Genomic DNA, 15580 nt, shown 5'->3' with positions numbered 1-15580 from the left:
GGAGCTGTTGAGCCATGGCGCGCAAGTCCGACCCCGCCCGCGAGGAGTCCGCGCCGCGTGCGCCCGACCCGACGCCGGACCTCTTCGACGGGCTCGACGCCGCCGCGCCCGGACGCGTGCGCAAGGCCAGCGAGATCGTCCATCCGCCACGTGCCAGCCGCACGCTGCCGGCCTCCAGCGACTGGAGCTTCGAGTTGATCGAGGAGTACCACGCGGCGATCCGCGAGACGGCAAAGCGCTACGGTCTCGATACCTACCCGAACCAGCTCGAGGTGATCACCGCCGAGCAGATGATGGATGCCTACGCCAGCGTCGGCATGCCGGTGAACTACCGCCACTGGAGCTTCGGCAAGGAATTCATCAGCACCGAGAAGAGCTACAAGCGCGGCCAGATGGGCCTGGCCTACGAAATCGTCATCAACAGCAATCCCTGCATCAGCTACCTGATGGAGGAGAACACGCTGGCGATGCAGGCGCTGGTGATCGCCCATGCGGCCTACGGCCACAACAGCTTCTTCAAGGGCAACTACCTGTTCCGCATGTGGACGGATGCCTCGTCGATCATCGACTACCTGGTCTACGCGCGGAACTACATCGCCGAGTGCGAGGAGCGCCACGGCGTCGATGCGGTCGAGGACACGCTCGACAGCTGCCACGCGCTGATGAACCACGGCGTCGACCGCTACCGTCGGCCGAGCAAGCTCAGTCTGGCGCAGGAAAAAACCCTGCGCGAGGAGCGCGAGGCCTACGCGCAGCGCCAGGTCAACGACCTCTGGCGCACGCTGCCCAAGAAGGCGGCCAAGGCGCAGGAGGCGGCCAATCTGCGCTTTCCCGACGAGCCGCAGGAGAACATCCTGTACTTCATCGAGAAGAACGCGCCGCTGCTCGAACCCTGGCAGCGCGAGGTGGTGCGCATCGTGCGCAAGGTGGCGCAGTACTTCTATCCGCAGCGCCAGACCCAGGTCATGAACGAGGGCTGGGCCACCTTCTGGCACCACCGCCTGCTCAACACGCTCTACGACGACGGTCTGCTCTCCGACGGCATGATGGTCGAATGGCTCAAGTCACATACCAACGTGATCTTCCAGCCGCCGGTCGGGCACCCGGCCTACAGCGGCATCAATCCCTACGCGCTCGGTTTCGCGATGTACACCGACATCAAGCGGATCTGCGAGCAGCCGACCGACGAGGACCGCCACTGGTTCCCCGAGATCGCCGGCGCCGACTGGCTCGAGACCATCAACCATGCGATGCGCAACTTCAAGGACGAGAGCTTCGTCGGCCAGTACCTCAGCCCCAAGCTGATGCGCGACTTCAGGCTGTTCGCGATCCGCGACGACGAGGCCGAGACCGAGCTCGAGGTCAGCGCGATCCACGACGAAACCGGCTACCGCCGCTTGCGCGAGGCGCTCAGCCGCCAGTACGACCTGGGCTCGCGCGAGCCCAACATCCAGGTCTGGAACGTCAACCTGCGCGGCGACCGTTCACTGACGCTGCGCCACGTGCAGCACAACGACCGCCCGCTCGGCGACGCCACGCCCGAGGTGCTCAAGCACGTTGCGCGGCTGTGGGGTTTCGATGCGCACCTGGAGAGCGTCGACGGACGCGGCCACGTCGGCAAACGCTGGAGCGTCGCCGGCGCCAAGCACTGAAGCGCAAAGGCAGGGCCGTGGCCTGACGCGGCTATGTCACCAGGCGCAGCAGCCACAGCGCGACGAAGAAGAGGGCGAACACCACGCCGAGCTCGGTGGCGCTGAGCCGCTCCGAGCGCCATTGCAGCAGCCCGCGGGCCACCGGCCGCACCTCGCCCGAGCGCGCGTCGAAGGCCTCGCTCGCCGTGCTGCCGACGTAGGAATAGCCGGGCGGGTCCGGCGGCAGCCCGGCTTCGACGAACGCGGCCGCGCGGGCCGCACGCATCAGGTGGAAGACCTGCGCCACCTGGGCGCGGTAGACGGTGACGAGGTAATTGTCGGTGGCCGCGAAGTGCCACCACAGCAGGGCCAGGATCAGGCCGAAGCCGGCGAGCAGACGCAGGTACTCGGCGTTGGCAAGCTGCAGCGAGTAGCCGAACAGCGCCGACTGGATGGTCAGGAAGAAGCCGAAGCGCGTCCACATCCGCGCAAGATGCGCGACGAGGTAGTCGGTCTTCAGCTTGTAGTCGGTCTGGAGGATTTCTGCGGCTGTCATCGGCGTTGCTCCATGCGCGCGACGGCCAGGCCTGCCGCTCAGTGCCGCTGCAAGGTCCAGATCGCCGCCGGCGGCGCGTTGCGCCACACCATGTGCTCGCGGTGCCAGCGCAGGCCGTTGCTGAGTGGCGCAAAGGGCGCACGTGGCTGGTAGGTGTACTGCACCAGCCGGCGCGTCGAGTCGGCGTTGAGGAAGGCCTCGATCGCCGCCATGCTGCGCTGGCGCCAGGGTTCCGGCAGCGAACGAAAGGGCAGCGAGGACACGAGCACGGTGTCGGCGGGCGCATCGTGCAGGGAGTCGAGCACGTCGTGCGCGGCGGCGTGGCGCACATCCACCTGCGGAAAGCGCCGCGCCAGCAGCGAGGCCAGCCGGGCCTGCATCTCGACCGCCACCAGCGGCACGCCCGGGTGGTGCTCGACGAGGGCCGCGGTGATCGCACCGGTTCCGGCACCGAGATCGACCAGCAGGTGCGCGCCGCGCGCGCTGCGCGCCATCGAGTGCGCCAGCCAGCGCGATGACGGCAGCATCGCGCCGACCAGCGCCGGGCTCAGCACCGCCGAATGCACGAAGGTCGCGTCGCGCAGCGTCCGGCCAAGGCCGGCAGCGGCGCCGTTGATCTTGCTGCCTTCAGTCACAACGCGAAGATCTTGCCGGGGTTCATGATGTTGTTCGGGTCCAGCGCCCGCTTGATGGTGCGCATCAGCTCCACCGCACCGGCACCGGCCTCATCGAGCAGGAAGCCCATCTTGTGCAGTCCGATGCCGTGCTCGCCGGTGCAGGTGCCTTCCATCTGCAATGCGCGTGCCACCAGCTGGTGGTTGAGCTTTTCGGCCAGCACCCGCTCTGGCGGCTGCAGCGGGTCGATCAGGTAGGCGACATGGAAGTTGCCGTCGCCGACATGGCCGACGATGAAGTAGGGCAGGCCGCTGGCGTCGACATCGGCCACCGTGGCGTTGATGCATTCGGCCAGGCGCGAGATCGGCACGCAGCAGTCGGTGGTCACCGCGCGGCAGCCGGGGCGCATCTGCAGGCCCGACAGGTAGGCGTGGTGGCGCGCGGTCCACAGGCGGGTGCGCTCCTCCGGCGTCGTGGCCCACTGGAAGTCGGCGCCGCCGTTGTCGCGCGCCAGCGCCTGCACCGTCTCGGCCTGCTCCTGCACGCTGGCGGCGCTGCCGTGAAACTCCATCAGCAGCATCGGCTGCTCGCGCAGGCCGAGCTTGTCGTGCGCGTTGACGGCGCGCACCGCGTGCGCGTCGAGCAGCTCGCAGCGCGCGATCGGCACGCCAAGCTGGATCGTCTCGATGGTGGTGCGCACCGCGGCATCGACGCTGTCGAAGAAGCAGACCGCCGCGCTCACCGCCTCCGGCAGCGGCACCAGGCGCAGCGTGATCTCGGTCATCACGCCGAGCGTGCCCTCGCTGCCGACCAGCAGCCGGGTCAGGTCGTAGCCGGCGCTGCTCTTGCGCGCGCGGGTGCCGGTGTGGACCAGTTCGCCACTGGCGGTGACCACCGTCAGCCCGAGCACGTTCTCGCGCATCGTGCCGTAGCGCACCGCGTTGGTCCCGCTGGCGCGGGTGGCGCTCATGCCGCCGAGGGTGGCGTCGGCGCCGGGGTCGATCGGAAAGAACAGCCCGCTGTCCTTGATCTCTCGGTTGAGCTGCATCCGCGTGACGCCGGCCTGCACCGTCACCGTGAGGTCCTCGGCGTTGACGCGCAGCACGCGGTTCATGCGCGTGAGGTCGATCGAGACGCCGCCCTGCACCGCGAGCAGGTGGCCTTCGAGCGAGGAGCCGGCACCGAAGGGGATAACCGGTACCGCGTGCCGGTTGGCCAGCGTCACGACGAAGACGACATCGTCGTTGCTCTCGCAGAAGACCACCACCTCCGGCGGAGGCACGTCGAAGGGCGACTCGTCGCGGCCATGCTGCTCGCGCACCGCGAGGCTGCTGACGCAGCGCTCGCCGAAGCGGGCCCGCAGGGCGTCCAGCATCGGTGCCGGCAGCGGGCGGGGTTCGAGGTGGGGTGCGAATTCGGCAGGAGCATTCATCGACATCTCCCGCGGCCGCCGGGCGGCAGCCGCAATTGATTGTAGGAAGTAGCGCTCTACGCGGCTGAGGCATCATCGCCCGATGGGACACCGCCTCACGCAGATCTCCACCCGCACCGGCGACGACGGCAGCACCGGCCTCGGCGACGGCACCCGCGTCGCGAAGGACCACCTGCGCGTGCAGGCGATGGGCGACGTCGACGAACTCAACTCCACGCTCGGCCTGCTGCTTTGCGAGCCGCTGCCCGACGCGGTGCGGGTGCTGCTGGTCGAGATCCAGCACGAGCTGTTCAACCTCGGCGGCGAGCTGTCGATTCCGGGTTACGCGTTGCTCAAGGACGAGGCGGTGGCCGCGCTCGACGCCGCGCTCGCCGCCCACAACGCCGCGCTGCCGCGGCTGCAGGAGTTCATCCTGCCGGCCGGCACCCGCAGCGCGTCGATCGCGCATGTGGCGCGCACCGTCGCGCGGCGCGCCGAGCGCGCGGTGGTGGCGCTCGACCATGCCGAGCCCGGTGGCGTACGGCCGGCGGCACGCCAGTACCTGAACCGCCTGTCCGACCTGCTGTTCGTGCTGGCGCGCGTGCTCAACCGCGCCAACCTCGACGGCCTCGGTGGCGACGACGTGTACTGGCAGAGCCCGAAGTTGCGCGGCTCGACGAGTCCCTAGTTTGCGCGCGGCGCGCGCGCCGCGACGTTCGCTTAAGAGCCTATAAGCAACCGTCGGGCGCGAGTCCAACGGAGCACCAGCAATGCCGGGAGTCTGGGCCGGATGCCATCGTTCGATCGCGGCGCTGGCCGCGATCGCGGGCCTGCTGGCGGCGGGCGCCGCCGGGGCCCAGGGCGCGTTCGGCTGCGCCGCGCTGAAGCCGAGTGCGACGCAGGCGCCGGCCTACGGACCGGTCGCCGGCCAGTCCCGCTGCGAGGGCTTCTTCGAACAGAGCATCGCCCAGCCCTTCGTCGAGCTGGTGTCGCTGACGCGCGGGCAGCCGCGGCTGGAGGCGGCGGGCGCGGTCGCCTTGCGCGCGGCCGCGGCCGGATCGCAGCGGCTGCTAATCCAGCCGCTGGCCGCGGCGCCGTTCTATCGGGTCGATGCGCCGCTGCGCGACGGCCAGCCCTGGACCTGGGACCCGCGGCCGATGCTGGTCGCCACCGGCCTGCGGCCCGATGAGCTCGGCTTTCTCGCGCTGGCCGCCGGCGCCGCCGAGGAGCCGCTGCGCGCCGTGCCGGTCTCGCTGACTCCCGAGCAGGCCGACAGCGACGCAGGTTTTGCGACCTTGCGTGCATCGGTGGCCCTGTCTTCGCTGCACTGGCGCAGCTATCCGCCGGAGGCCGGCGCCGACGCCGCGTGGCGCGCGCGCAGCGGCGTTGCCAGCTACGCCTGGCAGCCGGTGTCGCTGCCGATCGAGTTGCCCGCGGCCGGCCGCGCGCTGCGCGTCGACGTGCGCGCGCTCGACGCCAAGGGGCGCACGCTGCCGCTGCTCAGCTTCATCGTGGTCGGCGCGCAGCCATGAGCACGCCGGGCCGCCCCAAGTGCGAATGCTCCCGCTGGGCGGGACCGGCCGCAGGCCGTAGGGTGCGCCAGTGAGCAGCGTCGAGATTCGCCGCCTGCGCGACCTGCGCGATGCGGCCGCGCGCCAGTTCCTGCAGCGCATGCAGGCCGGCGATGCGCCGCTGCCCGAACTGCGCGAACTGCAGGAGCGGGTCCGGCTGGCCGACGCCGCGCTTGCCGATCCGCTGCTGCAGCGCCGCGCCGCGGCCATTGCGCTGCTGGTGGTGGCGCTGCTGTGTACGCTGGCGGCAGTGTTGAAGATGCCTTCGGTGCCGTTCTCGCTCGAGCTGACCGCCGGCAGTGCCGCGCTGCAGATGGAAGCGGCCGGCGAGTTCGGCGAGCAGGTGGTGGATCGCGAACTGGGCGTCGAAGGCTTCGCGACGCTGGAGAGCGCCGACGCGGCGCTGCTGAAGCTGTCACGCGACGAACAGGTGCGCGGCAGCCGCATCGACCTGCGTTCGGAATCGTTGCGGCTGCAGCGGCTGCGCTTCCCGCACGGCAGCCTGGTGCGGGCCGAGGCCGGCGCCGACGCGGTGCGGCTGGTGGTCGAGGCGCCGCAACCGAAGGCGGTGGTCGAGCTCGAGGTGGCCGGCGCAAGCGAGGTGGCGCTCGGTGCCGCGCCGCGCCGCTTCGATTTCGGCCCCGGCGAGTGGTTGCGGCTCGCGGGCGCCGACGCCGATCCGACCGAGCGGCGGCCGGCGCCGCTGACGCTGCAACTCGGGCGTGGCGCCGAGCGCAGCTACAGCTGGATCGGCCTGCAGCCGGTGTCGCTGCGCTTTGTCGAACGGCAGGCGCGCGGCGCGGCGCCGCCGGTCTATCTGTCGAGCCTCAAACAGGCCCAGATCAGCCTGCCGGCCACCGGCGCCGAAGTCCAGCTGCGCGCCGGCGACGGGCTCGAGCTCGACGGCCTGGTGCTCGAGCGCTGCGAGCTCGCGCTCGGCGGCGAGCTCGGCCTGCGCCTGTCGGGCTCGGCGCGGGAGCTGGTCGCGCGCACCGGCTCCTTCGAGCGCTCGCTCAAGCCGAGCGTGCTCGAGTTCCTGGCGCGCAACCACGCGCTGGCGCTGTTCTGGACGGCGGCCGGGCTGCTCTGGGGGATCGGTGCGTGGCTGCGCAAGCTCTTTGCCGCCTAGGCGCCGGCTGGCTCGTGATGGCGCTGGCCGCCGCCATGCCCGCCGCGGCCGCGGACGACGGCACCACCTTCCTCGACGGTCCCGAGCTGGCGCTGCGGCTGCTGCCGAACCTGGTGCGGATCGAGGCGCGCGACATCAACGAGCAGGGCTTCGGCCTCGTGGTTGGCGGCGATGCCGAGTCGCTCTACGTGCTGACCGCGCAGCATGTGATCGCGCGCCGTCCGCCGGCCGGGCTCGAGGGGCCGGTGCGGCCGAGCCGGCAGATCGAGATCGACTTCTGCGCGTCGCCGCAGGCCGCTCCGGTGCCGGCGCAAGCGGTCGAGGCCTTCACGGCCGACGGCGCCGACATCGCGCTGCTGCGCGTGGCGCGACCGGCCGGCTACGCGCCCGAGCGGCGGGCGCTGGCGCCGGAGCCGAAGATCCGGCCCGGCGGCGCGAGCTGGGTCATCGGCTTCGAGCAGCGCTGCGAGACCGTGGCGTCCGCGGGTGCGGTCGAATCGGCGCGCGATGAACGCGACAACCTGCGCGTTCGCCAGCCCGGCGTGCGCGGCGGCAGCTCCGGCGGGCCGCTGCTGGTCGGCGAGGGCGTGGCCGCGCTGGTGACCGGCTCCGACGCGATCATGGTCACCGCCTACAGCCTGGCGCCGGTGCAGCAGCGGCTGCGCGCGCTCGGGCTGCCGTGGTGGCTGGAGGACGCGCGCAACATCCCGCCCACCGACCCCGCCGCGGCGCGCATCGACCTCGCGGAGACGCTCAATCGCTACCTGTTCGCGGTTCGCAACGCCCATGGCCTGCTGCTGCAGCCGAAGGTGGCGCGTGCCACCTACGCCGACTACGTTGCGCACTACAACCGCGCGCTCGGCCGCTTCCGCGATGCGCGCGACAAGTACGACGGCGCACTCGCCCAGCACTGGCCGCCGGCGGTGTTGTCCGCGTGGCAGCGGCTGCGCGACGAGCTGTGGGACGTGCACCTGCGCTTCTGGGAAACCAACGCCGATGCGCGCACGATCTACGAAACGCAGGCGGTGCCGCCGGCGGTGGTCGCCCGCATGAAGGATCTCGAACCCGCCCTGCAGACGCTGCAGGGCGACATCGCGCAGTTCCTGCGCGCCCTCGGCCCACCCAAGGAGTCAACACCATGAGGATGTCGCTACACCAACCCGGGTTCTCGCGGCCGCTGCGGCCGCTGCTGCTGGCCGCCGTTCTGGCCCTGGCCGCCTGCGGCGGCGCCGAGGTGCTGATCATTCCGCTGTTCGAGTTCATCTTCAGCGCGAACAACGTGGTGGTCGGCGCCACCACCTATACCGTCAGCGCCTCGTTCACGCCGAGCAACCCGAGCGCCAGCAATCCAAGCAATCCGAGCAGCAGCAGCGGCACGTTCAGCAGTGCGAGCCTCTCGGTCGAGGGGGGCGACTCCTACGCCGCCACCGGCAGCTTCGATCAGTGCAACATCGCGCTCAACGTCGGCGGCAACCCGGTCTCTCCGATCGCGGCGCAGTACACCGGCCGCTTCACCGACGACAACACGCTGGTGCTGACGCGGGTCGGCGGTGCGCTGCCGGACTTCCCGACGATCACCCTGCTGCGCGACCCGAAGAGCCAACGCAGCGGTGGTTGCGGCTAGCCGCGGCGGGCGGCGCGCTCAGCCCTTGCTGACACCGGCCGCGAACTCGGCGTAGCTCAGCGAACCGTCCTTGTCGGTATCGAGCTCCTCGAAGCGGGCCGAGACCTCGGGCAGGCGCTTGGCCTCCTCCTTGCTCAGCTTGCCGTCGGTGTTGGTGTCGGCGCGCGCGAAGCTGGACTTCAGCTGTGCCTCCATCGACGTCGCCGGCGCCGCCGGCGCGGTCTGGGCGTGCAGCGGCGGGCTGACGGCAGCGGCACCGGCGAGCGCCAGGTGGGCGACGCTGACTTCGATGATGTGACGGGCCTGGGCCTGCATCGAGCGAGGGTGCTTCATGTGAATTCCTTCACGAATGACGGATACACATTGCAGCCCGATCCGTGCCGGCGAGCCAGCACCCTTGCCCTCGCTTGCGCGCGTTACATCTGGCGCGTCGCGCTCACCGCTGCTTGCACGCGAGGGCGCCGCTCAAAACGAGACGGTCAGCGCGGCGACGTCGATCCGCACCGCCGGCTTGCCCAGTGCCGAAACGGTGGCGCGCGCATAGTCGCGCGCCCAGGCCACGTCCTCGAACTGCTGGGCGCCGACCGCGACCGGAATCGCCAGCACCTTGTCGGCGATCAGCACCTTGCCGGTCGGCTTGAAGGGCGTGCACTCGTGCTTGACGAACTGCTCGTCGAGCCACCAGCGCGCCACGTCGGCCGGCATCGGCTCGAGGCCGTCGAGCGGCAGCGTGATCTCCACTTCGGGACCGAAACGGACCAGGACTTCGCTGCGCATGGTGGGCTCCGGGGTCTGACCGCAGGAGCCCCGATGGTAGCGGCGCCGCGCTGACAGACCCCGTCAGCCGCGGCGCGCCCTGACCGCCGCGCTCAGCGTCTCGAGGACGCCGGTCGAGTCGTCCCAACCGAGGCAGGCATCGGTGATGCTGCGGCCGTAGACCAGCTGCGAGGGGTCGTCCTTACCCGGCGTGAAGCCCTGGTTGCCGGCCTGCAGGTGGCTCTCGACCATCACGCCGAAGATCTGGCGCGCGCCGCCGGTGATCTGCTTGGCGATGTCCCGCGCCACCTCGATCTGCTTCTGGTGCTGCTTGCTGCTGTTGGCGTGCGAGCAGTCGACCATCAGGCGTGGCTCGAGCCCCGACTTCTGCAACTCGGCGCAGGCGGACGCCACGCTCGCGGCGTCGTAGTTCGGTGCCTTGCCGCCGCGCAGGATCACGTGGCAGTCGCGGTTGCCGTTGGTCTCGACGATCGCGACCTGGCCGTTCTTGTGGACCGACAGGAAATGGTGCGAGCGTGCCGCGGCCTGGATCGCGTCGGTGGCGATGCGGATATTGCCATCGGTGCCGTTCTTGAAGCCGATCGGCGCACTCAGCCCCGAGGCCAGCTCGCGGTGCACCTGGCTTTCGGTGGTGCGGGCGCCGATCGCACCCCAGGCGATCAGGTCGCCGATGTACTGCGGCGAGATCACGTCGAGAAACTCGCTGCCGGCCGGCAGCCCGAGGCGGCCGATCTCGAGCAGCAACTGGCGCGCGATGCGCAGGCCCTCGTCGATGCGGAAGCTCTGGTCGAGGTAGGGGTCGTTGATCAGCCCCTTCCAGCCGACCGTGGTGCGCGGCTTCTCGAAGTAGACCCGCATCACGATCTCGAGCGTGTCGGCGTACTTCTCGCGCTCGGTCTTGAGCTTGCGCGCGTACTCCATCGCCGCGGCCGGGTCGTGGATCGAGCAGGGGCCGATCACCACCAGCAGCCGGTCTGAGCGGCCATGCAGGATGTCCTGGATGCGGCGACGGGTGTTGACCACCAGGTCCTCGACCGGCGTGCCGCGGATCGGGAAGAAGCGGATCAGGTGCTCGGGCGGCGGCAGCGGCGTGACGTCGACGATGCGTTCGTCGTCGGTCTGGCTTGTGCGGTCGACCGGCGGGGTCCAGCCTTCGGGGGCGGTGACGGGGATGGCGTTCATCGTTGAGCTCGTGGTGCTGCCGGGGCCCGGGCGAAAAAAAACCGCCGGGCTGTGGGCCCGGCGGTTTGGGGATTCGGTCTGCGCTGTTTGCTTAGCTTGGCAACACGCTGGCCTCTCCTCCGCCGGGGCGGTGCGAGAACCAAAAGTAGCCAAAAAAGTAGGCGTTGAGGCGCATGAGTGGAATGTAGCACGCGCGTTGTGCGGTGCGTCAAGCGCTGCTGTTGCGCCTATGCCGTGCCGCCGACCGTCAGCCCGTCGATGCGCAGCGTCGGCTGGCCGACGCCGACCGGCACGCTCTGGCCTTCCTTGCCGCAGGTGCCGACGCCGGTATCGAGTTCGAGGTCGTTGCCGATCATGCTGACGCGCGTCAGCGCATCGGGCCCGTTGCCGATGATCGTCGCGCCCTTGACCGGGTACTGGATCCGGCCGTTCTCGACCCAGAAGGCCTCGCTGGCCGAGAACACGAACTTGCCGCTGGTGATGTCGACCTGGCCGCCGCCGAAGTTGGTGGCGTAGAGGCCGCGCTTGATGGACGCGACGATCTCTTCCTTGGGTCGGTTGCCGGCCAGCATGTAGGTGTTGGTCATGCGCGGCATCGGCAGGTGGGCGTAGCTCTCGCGACGGCCGTTGCCGGTGGGCGCGACCTTCATCAGGCGCGCGTTCAGGCTGTCCTGGATGTAACCCTTGAGGATGCCGTCCTCGATCAGCACGTTGCGCTGGCTCGGCGCGCCTTCGTCGTCGATGTTGAGGCTGCCGCGGCGGTCGGGCAGGGTGCCGTCGTCGAGCACCGTCACGCCCTTGGCCGCGACGCGCTGCCCGATGCGGCCCGAGAAGGCGCTCGAGCCCTTGCGATTGAAGTCGCCCTCGAGGCCGTGGCCGATCGCCTCGTGCAGCAGCACGCCGGGCCAGCCCGGGCCGAGCACCACGCTCATCTCGCCGGCCGGTGCGGGGCGGCTTTCGAGATTGGTCAGCGCCGCGTTGACCGCCTGGTCGACGTAGCTTTCGATCATCTGCTCGTGGAAGTAGCCGAGGCCGAAGCGGCCGCCGCCGCCGCCGCTGCCGACCTCGCGCCGGCCGTTCTGCTCGGCGATGACCGTGACGCTCAGCCGCACCAGCGGCCGCACGTCGGCACCAAGCAGCATGCCGTCCTTGCCACCGCGCGCGATCAGTACCACGTCGTACTCGGCGGCGAGGCCGGCCATGACCTGCACCACGCGCGGGTCCTTGGCGCGGGCCAGCTTCTCCACGCGCTCGAGCAGCGCGATCTTCTGCGCCGAGTCGAGCGTCGCGATCGGGTCCATCGGCGCGTAGAGCATGCGGCTGCCGGCCACGCTGCTGGCGCCACCGGCGAGCTTGACGCGCCGGCTCTGGCCGCTGGCGGCGATGCTGCGCACGGTGCGCGCGGCATCGAGCAGCGCGGCGTCCGAGATGTCGTCGCTGTAGGCAAAGGCGGTCTTCTCGCCGGCCACCGCGCGCACGCCCACGCCCTGGTCGATGCCGAAGCTGCCGCTCTTGACGATGCCTTCCTCCAGGCTCCAGCCCTCGCTGCGGGTGTACTGGAAGTAGAGGTCGGCGTCGTCGATGCGGTGTTCGCCGATCACGCGCAGCGCGTTGGCCAGGTGCGTCTCGTCGAGCCCGTAGGGCTCGAGCAGCAGCGAGCGGGCGGTGGCGAGGCGTTCGAGGGTGGGTTCGCGCGAGATCATGCTGCGATTTTAGGCAGGCGATCGCCGCCAGAGGGCGGCAGGGTCGTTCACCTTTCTTTACCACTGCGATATGCCGGCCTGTCCTTGCCGGCGCGGGCTGGCGCGTTGTGGGCTGGTGGCGACCGCCACCTCAGCTTGATTCAACAACCAAGGAGTCAACATGTCGCAGACCCGGTTTCCGATCTATCTGCTCGGTATCGTCTCGGTGCTGATGGCCGGCAGCGCGACGGCGCAAGCTGCCGGCGCCGTCCCCGGTGCGAACACGCCTCGCATCGACCAGCGCCTGGCGAACCAGGAGCAGCGCATCGACCAGGGTATCGCCTCGGGCGCGCTGACGACCAGGGAGGCGGCGCGCATGGACCGGCAACAGGATCACATCGACACCATGGAAAACCGCGCCAAGGCCGATGGCAGCGTGACCCGGGTCGAGCGCCGCCACCTGGCCAAGGCGCAGCACCACGGCAGTCGCAGCATCCGGCGCCAGAAGCACGACGCGCAGCGCGTCGCGACCAGGAGCTGAAGCTCGCGGCGGTCTACTCCTCGTCGCCGGCCGCGGACTGCCGTAGCGCCAGGGCGCGCGCGTAGAGCGCGTTTCGCGGCGCTCCGGTGGCCTCGGTCGCGATCGCCACGGCCTGCTTGAGCGGTAGCGCGGCCACCAGTGCGGCGAGCAGGCGTTCGGTGGTGGCGTCGAGCGCGTCGGCCTGCGCGACGGCCGGTGCCGGTGCATGAAGGACGAGCACGAACTCGCCGCGCAGCCGTTGCGGATCGGCTGCCAGCCAGGCCGGCAGCGCTTCGGCCGCCAGGGTCTCGATCTGCTCGAACTGCTTGCTCAGCTCGCGGCAGACCGTGAGCGATCGTGGTCCGAATGCCGCCGCCAGCGCCAAGGCGACGGCCTCGATCCGATGCGGCGCCTCGAAGATCACGGTGCTGCCTTCGTAGGCGGCGAGGGCGCGCAGCGCGGACTCGCGCTCGCCGGACTTGGTCGGTAGGAAGCCGGCAAAGCGAAAGCCGGCGGCCTGCACGTCGCCCGCCGCGCTGAGCGCGACCACCACGCTGCTGGCCCCCGGCAGCGGCATCACGCGATGGCCGGCCGCGCGCACCAGCGCCACCAGCCGCGCGCCGGGGTCGCTGATCGCCGGCGTGCCGGCGTCGCTGGCGTAGGCCACGCGCTCGCCGCGCGCCAAGCGCTCGATCACGCGGCCAGCCGCCTCGCTCTCGTTGTGCTCGTGCACCGCCAGCAGCGGCTTGTCGAGGCCGAAGGCGCGCAGCAGGCCGGAGCTGACGCGGGTGTCCTCGCAGGCCACCGCGTCGCAGATCGCCAGCAGGTGCAGCGCGCGCAGGCTGATATCTGCCAGGTTGCCGATCGGCGTGGCCACCACGTAGAGCGTGGCTTTGGGATACTGCTGCGCACCGGCCGCGCTGGCGGCCGCTTGCAGGACGAGCGGGGCATCGATGCTCACTGGCGGCAGCGCTTCAGGCGACGGGAAGAACGCAGCCGGCGCTGCGGGCGAGGCGCGGGCGCTGGATCATCTGCAGCGCGCCGGCCTGGTGCTGGTGCAGCGCAATTATCGGGTCGCGGCCGGACCCGGGCGGCGCGCCGGCGAGGTCGACCTGATCCTGCGCGAGCGCGACGGCACGCTGGTCTTCGTCGAGGTGCGGGCGCGGGCCAGCACCTCGCATGGCGGCGCCGCGGCCAGTGTCTCGGCCGCCAAGCGGGCCAGCCTGGTCCTGGCGGCGCAGCACTACCTGCAGCGCCGCGGCGGCGCGCCGCCGCCATGCCGCTTCGACGTGGTGGCGATCGACGGCGAACGCCTCGAGTGGCTGCGCGCCGCCTTCGATGCCGAGTGAGGACCACAGGGCGTGCCTGCGCACGGCCTGGCGCCTCACGAGGGGTGCGAGCTCAGCGAGCACGCGGCCGGCAGGGCGAGCTGAGCTCGCAACCGCAGGACACAGTTCGAGACGGTCGCGGAACCGATCGACAAGACCCTTGTCTTATCATCCCATGATGATCGAGCAACGCATCCAGCAGCAGTTCTTCGACAGTGCCGACCTGAAGTACCAGGCCGCCGAAGTGCTCACCAAACCCATTGCCGAGGCCGCGCAGGCGGTGCTGGGCTCCATCACCGCCGGCGGCAAGGTGCTGGTCTGCGGCAATGGCGGATCGGCCGCCGACGCGCAGCATTTCGCGGCCGAGTTCGTCGGTCGCTTCGAGCGCGAGCGGCCGGGGCTGGCCGCGGTGGCGCTGACCACCGACACCTCGATCCTCACCGCGATCGGCAACGACTACGACTTCAACTCGATCTACAGCAAGCAGGTGCAGGCGCTCGGCCACCCCGGCGACGTGCTGATCGCCATCAGCACCAGCGGCAACTCGGGCAATATCCTAGCCGCGGTGGCCGCCGCCCACGAGCGCGAGATGACCGTCATTGCCTTCAGCGGCCGCGGCGGCGGCAAGCTTGCCGCGCAGCTGCGCGAGACCGACGTCAACGTCTGCGTGCCGCACGAGCGCACGGCGCGCATCCAAGAAGTGCACCTGCTGGCGCTGCACTGCATCTGCGATGCGGTGGATACCCAGCTGCTCGGCGAGCAGGACCCCGCCTGAGCCCGGTCCCTCGCGACCGCGGCCAGTGAATCAACGAACAAAGAACCTCGACCCAGTGAACTCCAACCTGCTCCGCGCTTCCCGCCCTACGCATCCGCAACGACAACCTCTGCTCAGGCTCTCGACGGTGGCAACGCTGGCCGTGGCGCTGCTCGGTGGTGGTCTGAGCGCCTGCGCGCCGATCCTGGTCGGTGGCGCCGCCGTCGGCAGCGTGCTGATGGTGTCCGACCGCCGCACCTCGGGCACCGTGGTCGAGGACCAGGGCATCGAGAACAAGGCGAACACGCGCATCCAGCAGACCATCGGCGACCGTGGCCATGTCAACGTCACGAGCTACAACCGCGTCTTGCTGCTGACCGGCGAGGTGCCGAGCGAGTCCGATCGCGCCGCGGTCGAGGCGGCCATGGCCGGCATCGAGAACCTGCGCAACGTCATCAACGAGCTGGTGGTCGCCCCCAACAGCTCAATGACGCAGCGCTCGAATGATTCGCTGATCACCAGCAAGGTCAAGGCCAGCTTCGTCGATGCGCGCGACATCTTCGCCAACGCCTACAAGGTCGTTACCGAGCGCGGCGTGGTCTACCTGATGGGCCGCGTCACCGAGCGCGAGGCCGCACGCGCGGTCGAGATCGCGCGCGGCGTCAGCGGCGTGGTGAAGGTGATCCGCGTGTTCGAGATCATCAGCGAGGACGAACTCGCGCAGTACGCGGTCAAGCCGGTGGCGCCGGCCGCCTCGGGCGCTGCGGGCAGCCAGCGCTGAACCTTGCGCTGCGGCTTCC

General features: G+C 70.4%; 18 protein-coding genes. 10 read left to right on the top strand and 8 right to left on the bottom strand.

Annotated elements, in window-relative coordinates; genetic code table 11:
• Positions 1-14 precede the first annotated feature (14 nt).
• On the top strand, positions 15-1652 hold the full coding sequence (locus tag EV670_RS07830) for a SpoVR family protein (protein ID WP_130431281.1): 1638 nt from the start codon (positions 15-17) through the stop codon (positions 1650-1652).
• Between the two features lie 31 nt (positions 1653-1683).
• Here EV670_RS07830 and EV670_RS07825 read toward each other — a convergent pair whose 3' ends face one another.
• Genes EV670_RS07825 through EV670_RS07815 form a run of 3 tightly spaced genes read right to left on the bottom strand, consistent with a single transcriptional unit; the run spans position 1684 to position 4234 of the window.
• Positions 1684-2187, bottom strand: a complete 504-nt coding sequence (locus tag EV670_RS07825) for a RipA family octameric membrane protein (RefSeq protein WP_130431280.1) — start codon at positions 2185-2187, stop codon at positions 1684-1686.
• 38 nt (positions 2188-2225) lie between these two features.
• On the bottom strand, positions 2226-2822 hold the full coding sequence (locus EV670_RS07820) for a class I SAM-dependent methyltransferase (RefSeq protein WP_207225024.1): 597 nt from the start codon (positions 2820-2822) through the stop codon (positions 2226-2228).
• The gene (locus tag EV670_RS07815) at positions 2819-4234 is read right to left on the bottom strand and encodes an FAD-binding oxidoreductase (protein ID WP_130431279.1); all 1416 of its coding nucleotides are present in this window, start codon (positions 4232-4234) and stop codon (positions 2819-2821) included. The genes EV670_RS07820 and EV670_RS07815 overlap by 4 nt, the downstream gene beginning before the upstream one ends.
• A gap of 82 nt (positions 4235-4316) precedes the next feature.
• Between EV670_RS07815 and EV670_RS07810 the strand changes: the two genes are divergently transcribed.
• The 5 genes from EV670_RS07810 to EV670_RS07790 all read left to right on the top strand — a co-directional run bounded on the left by EV670_RS07810 (position 4317) and on the right by EV670_RS07790 (position 8537).
• Positions 4317-4901, top strand: coding sequence for a cob(I)yrinic acid a,c-diamide adenosyltransferase (locus EV670_RS07810; RefSeq protein ID WP_130431278.1), 585 nt, complete (start codon positions 4317-4319; stop codon positions 4899-4901).
• Between the two features lie 82 nt (positions 4902-4983).
• A complete protein-coding gene (locus EV670_RS07805; protein WP_130431277.1) occupies positions 4984-5745 on the top strand; it encodes a hypothetical protein in 762 nt (253 codons plus the stop codon).
• A 70-nt stretch (positions 5746-5815) separates the two neighbouring features.
• Positions 5816-6913, top strand: coding sequence for a hypothetical protein (locus EV670_RS07800; RefSeq protein ID WP_130431276.1), 1098 nt, complete (start codon positions 5816-5818; stop codon positions 6911-6913).
• A complete protein-coding gene (locus EV670_RS07795) occupies positions 6886-8055 on the top strand; it encodes a S1 family peptidase (RefSeq protein WP_130431275.1) in 1170 nt (389 codons plus the stop codon). Before EV670_RS07800 ends, EV670_RS07795 begins: the two co-directional genes overlap by 28 nt.
• On the top strand, positions 8052-8537 hold the full coding sequence (locus EV670_RS07790) for a hypothetical protein (protein ID WP_130431274.1): 486 nt from the start codon (positions 8052-8054) through the stop codon (positions 8535-8537). The genes EV670_RS07795 and EV670_RS07790 overlap by 4 nt, the downstream gene beginning before the upstream one ends.
• An 18-nt stretch (positions 8538-8555) precedes the next feature.
• Here EV670_RS07790 and EV670_RS07785 read toward each other — a convergent pair whose 3' ends face one another.
• From EV670_RS07785 to tldD, 4 genes are all read right to left on the bottom strand, one after another.
• Positions 8556-8870, bottom strand: a complete 315-nt coding sequence (locus EV670_RS07785; protein ID WP_130431273.1) for an EF-hand domain-containing protein — start codon at positions 8868-8870, stop codon at positions 8556-8558.
• A gap of 132 nt (positions 8871-9002) precedes the next feature.
• The gene (locus EV670_RS07780) at positions 9003-9314 is read right to left on the bottom strand and encodes a hypothetical protein (protein ID WP_130431272.1); all 312 of its coding nucleotides are present in this window, start codon (positions 9312-9314) and stop codon (positions 9003-9005) included.
• A 63-nt stretch (positions 9315-9377) separates the two neighbouring features.
• On the bottom strand, positions 9378-10496 hold the full coding sequence (locus tag EV670_RS07775; protein WP_130431271.1) for a 3-deoxy-7-phosphoheptulonate synthase: 1119 nt from the start codon (positions 10494-10496) through the stop codon (positions 9378-9380).
• Positions 10497-10723: 227 nt separating this feature from the next.
• Positions 10724-12199 carry a metalloprotease TldD gene (gene tldD / locus EV670_RS07770; protein ID WP_130431270.1) on the bottom strand — a complete coding sequence of 492 codons (1476 nt, stop codon included), beginning with the start codon at positions 12197-12199 and terminating at the stop codon, positions 10724-10726.
• 160 nt (positions 12200-12359) lie between these two features.
• Between tldD and EV670_RS07765 the strand changes: the two genes are divergently transcribed.
• A complete protein-coding gene (locus EV670_RS07765) occupies positions 12360-12719 on the top strand; it encodes a hypothetical protein (protein ID WP_130431269.1) in 360 nt (119 codons plus the stop codon).
• Positions 12720-12732: 13 nt separating this feature from the next.
• Here EV670_RS07765 and rsmI read toward each other — a convergent pair whose 3' ends face one another.
• Complete coding sequence (gene rsmI / locus EV670_RS07760; RefSeq protein WP_130431268.1) at positions 12733-13659, bottom strand: 16S rRNA (cytidine(1402)-2'-O)-methyltransferase; 927 nt, start codon at positions 13657-13659, stop codon at positions 12733-12735.
• On the opposite strand from rsmI, the gene EV670_RS07755 reads away from it, so the two are divergent.
• From EV670_RS07755 to EV670_RS07745, 3 genes are all read left to right on the top strand, one after another.
• Positions 13652-14047 carry a YraN family protein gene (locus tag EV670_RS07755; protein ID WP_130431267.1) on the top strand — a complete coding sequence of 132 codons (396 nt, stop codon included), beginning with the start codon at positions 13652-13654 and terminating at the stop codon, positions 14045-14047. The two genes, rsmI and EV670_RS07755, sit on opposite strands and share 8 nt — an antisense overlap.
• Positions 14048-14204: 157 nt before the next feature.
• Positions 14205-14801 (top strand): phosphoheptose isomerase, encoded by a 597-nt coding sequence (locus tag EV670_RS07750; RefSeq protein ID WP_130431266.1) that lies wholly within the window; start codon positions 14205-14207, stop codon positions 14799-14801.
• Positions 14802-14928: 127 nt separating this feature from the next.
• Positions 14929-15561: a BON domain-containing protein gene (locus EV670_RS07745; protein WP_242616876.1), complete on the top strand. Its 633-nt coding sequence runs from the start codon at positions 14929-14931 to the stop codon at positions 15559-15561.
• Positions 15562-15580: the final 19 nt, after the last annotated feature.

Origin of the sequence: Rivibacter subsaxonicus (genome assembly GCF_004217215.1) — a bacterium.
GTDB lineage: Bacteria > Pseudomonadota > Gammaproteobacteria > Burkholderiales > Burkholderiaceae_C > Rivibacter > Rivibacter subsaxonicus.
The sequence above is the reverse complement of the archived record's forward strand: the minus strand, read 5'-3'. Positions and strand labels throughout refer to the sequence as shown.

Excerpts from the sequence above, each read along its gene's own strand:
- EV670_RS07830 (WP_130431281.1), top strand. The coding sequence starts at position 15 with ATGGCGCGCAAGTCCGACCCCGCCCGCGAGGAGTCCGCGCCGCGTGCG.
- EV670_RS07750 (WP_130431266.1), top strand. The coding sequence starts at position 14,205 with ATGATCGAGCAACGCATCCAGCAGCAGTTCTTCGACAGTGCCGACCTG.
- EV670_RS07780 (WP_130431272.1), bottom strand. The coding sequence starts at position 9,314 with ATGCGCAGCGAAGTCCTGGTCCGTTTCGGTCCCGAAGTGGAGATCACG.
- EV670_RS07775 (WP_130431271.1), bottom strand. The coding sequence starts at position 10,496 with ATGAACGCCATCCCCGTCACCGCCCCCGAAGGCTGGACCCCGCCGGTC.
- EV670_RS07755 (WP_130431267.1), top strand. The coding sequence starts at position 13,652 with ATGCTCACTGGCGGCAGCGCTTCAGGCGACGGGAAGAACGCAGCCGGC.
- EV670_RS07790 (WP_130431274.1), top strand. The coding sequence starts at position 8,052 with ATGAGGATGTCGCTACACCAACCCGGGTTCTCGCGGCCGCTGCGGCCG.
- EV670_RS07815 (WP_130431279.1), bottom strand. The coding sequence starts at position 4,234 with ATGAATGCTCCTGCCGAATTCGCACCCCACCTCGAACCCCGCCCGCTG.
- tldD (WP_130431270.1), bottom strand. The coding sequence starts at position 12,199 with ATGATCTCGCGCGAACCCACCCTCGAACGCCTCGCCACCGCCCGCTCG.
- EV670_RS07825 (WP_130431280.1), bottom strand. The coding sequence starts at position 2,187 with ATGACAGCCGCAGAAATCCTCCAGACCGACTACAAGCTGAAGACCGAC.
- EV670_RS07810 (WP_130431278.1), top strand. The coding sequence starts at position 4,317 with ATGGGACACCGCCTCACGCAGATCTCCACCCGCACCGGCGACGACGGC.
- EV670_RS07805 (WP_130431277.1), top strand. The coding sequence starts at position 4,984 with ATGCCGGGAGTCTGGGCCGGATGCCATCGTTCGATCGCGGCGCTGGCC.
- EV670_RS07785 (WP_130431273.1), bottom strand. The coding sequence starts at position 8,870 with ATGAAGCACCCTCGCTCGATGCAGGCCCAGGCCCGTCACATCATCGAA.
- EV670_RS07765 (WP_130431269.1), top strand. The coding sequence starts at position 12,360 with ATGTCGCAGACCCGGTTTCCGATCTATCTGCTCGGTATCGTCTCGGTG.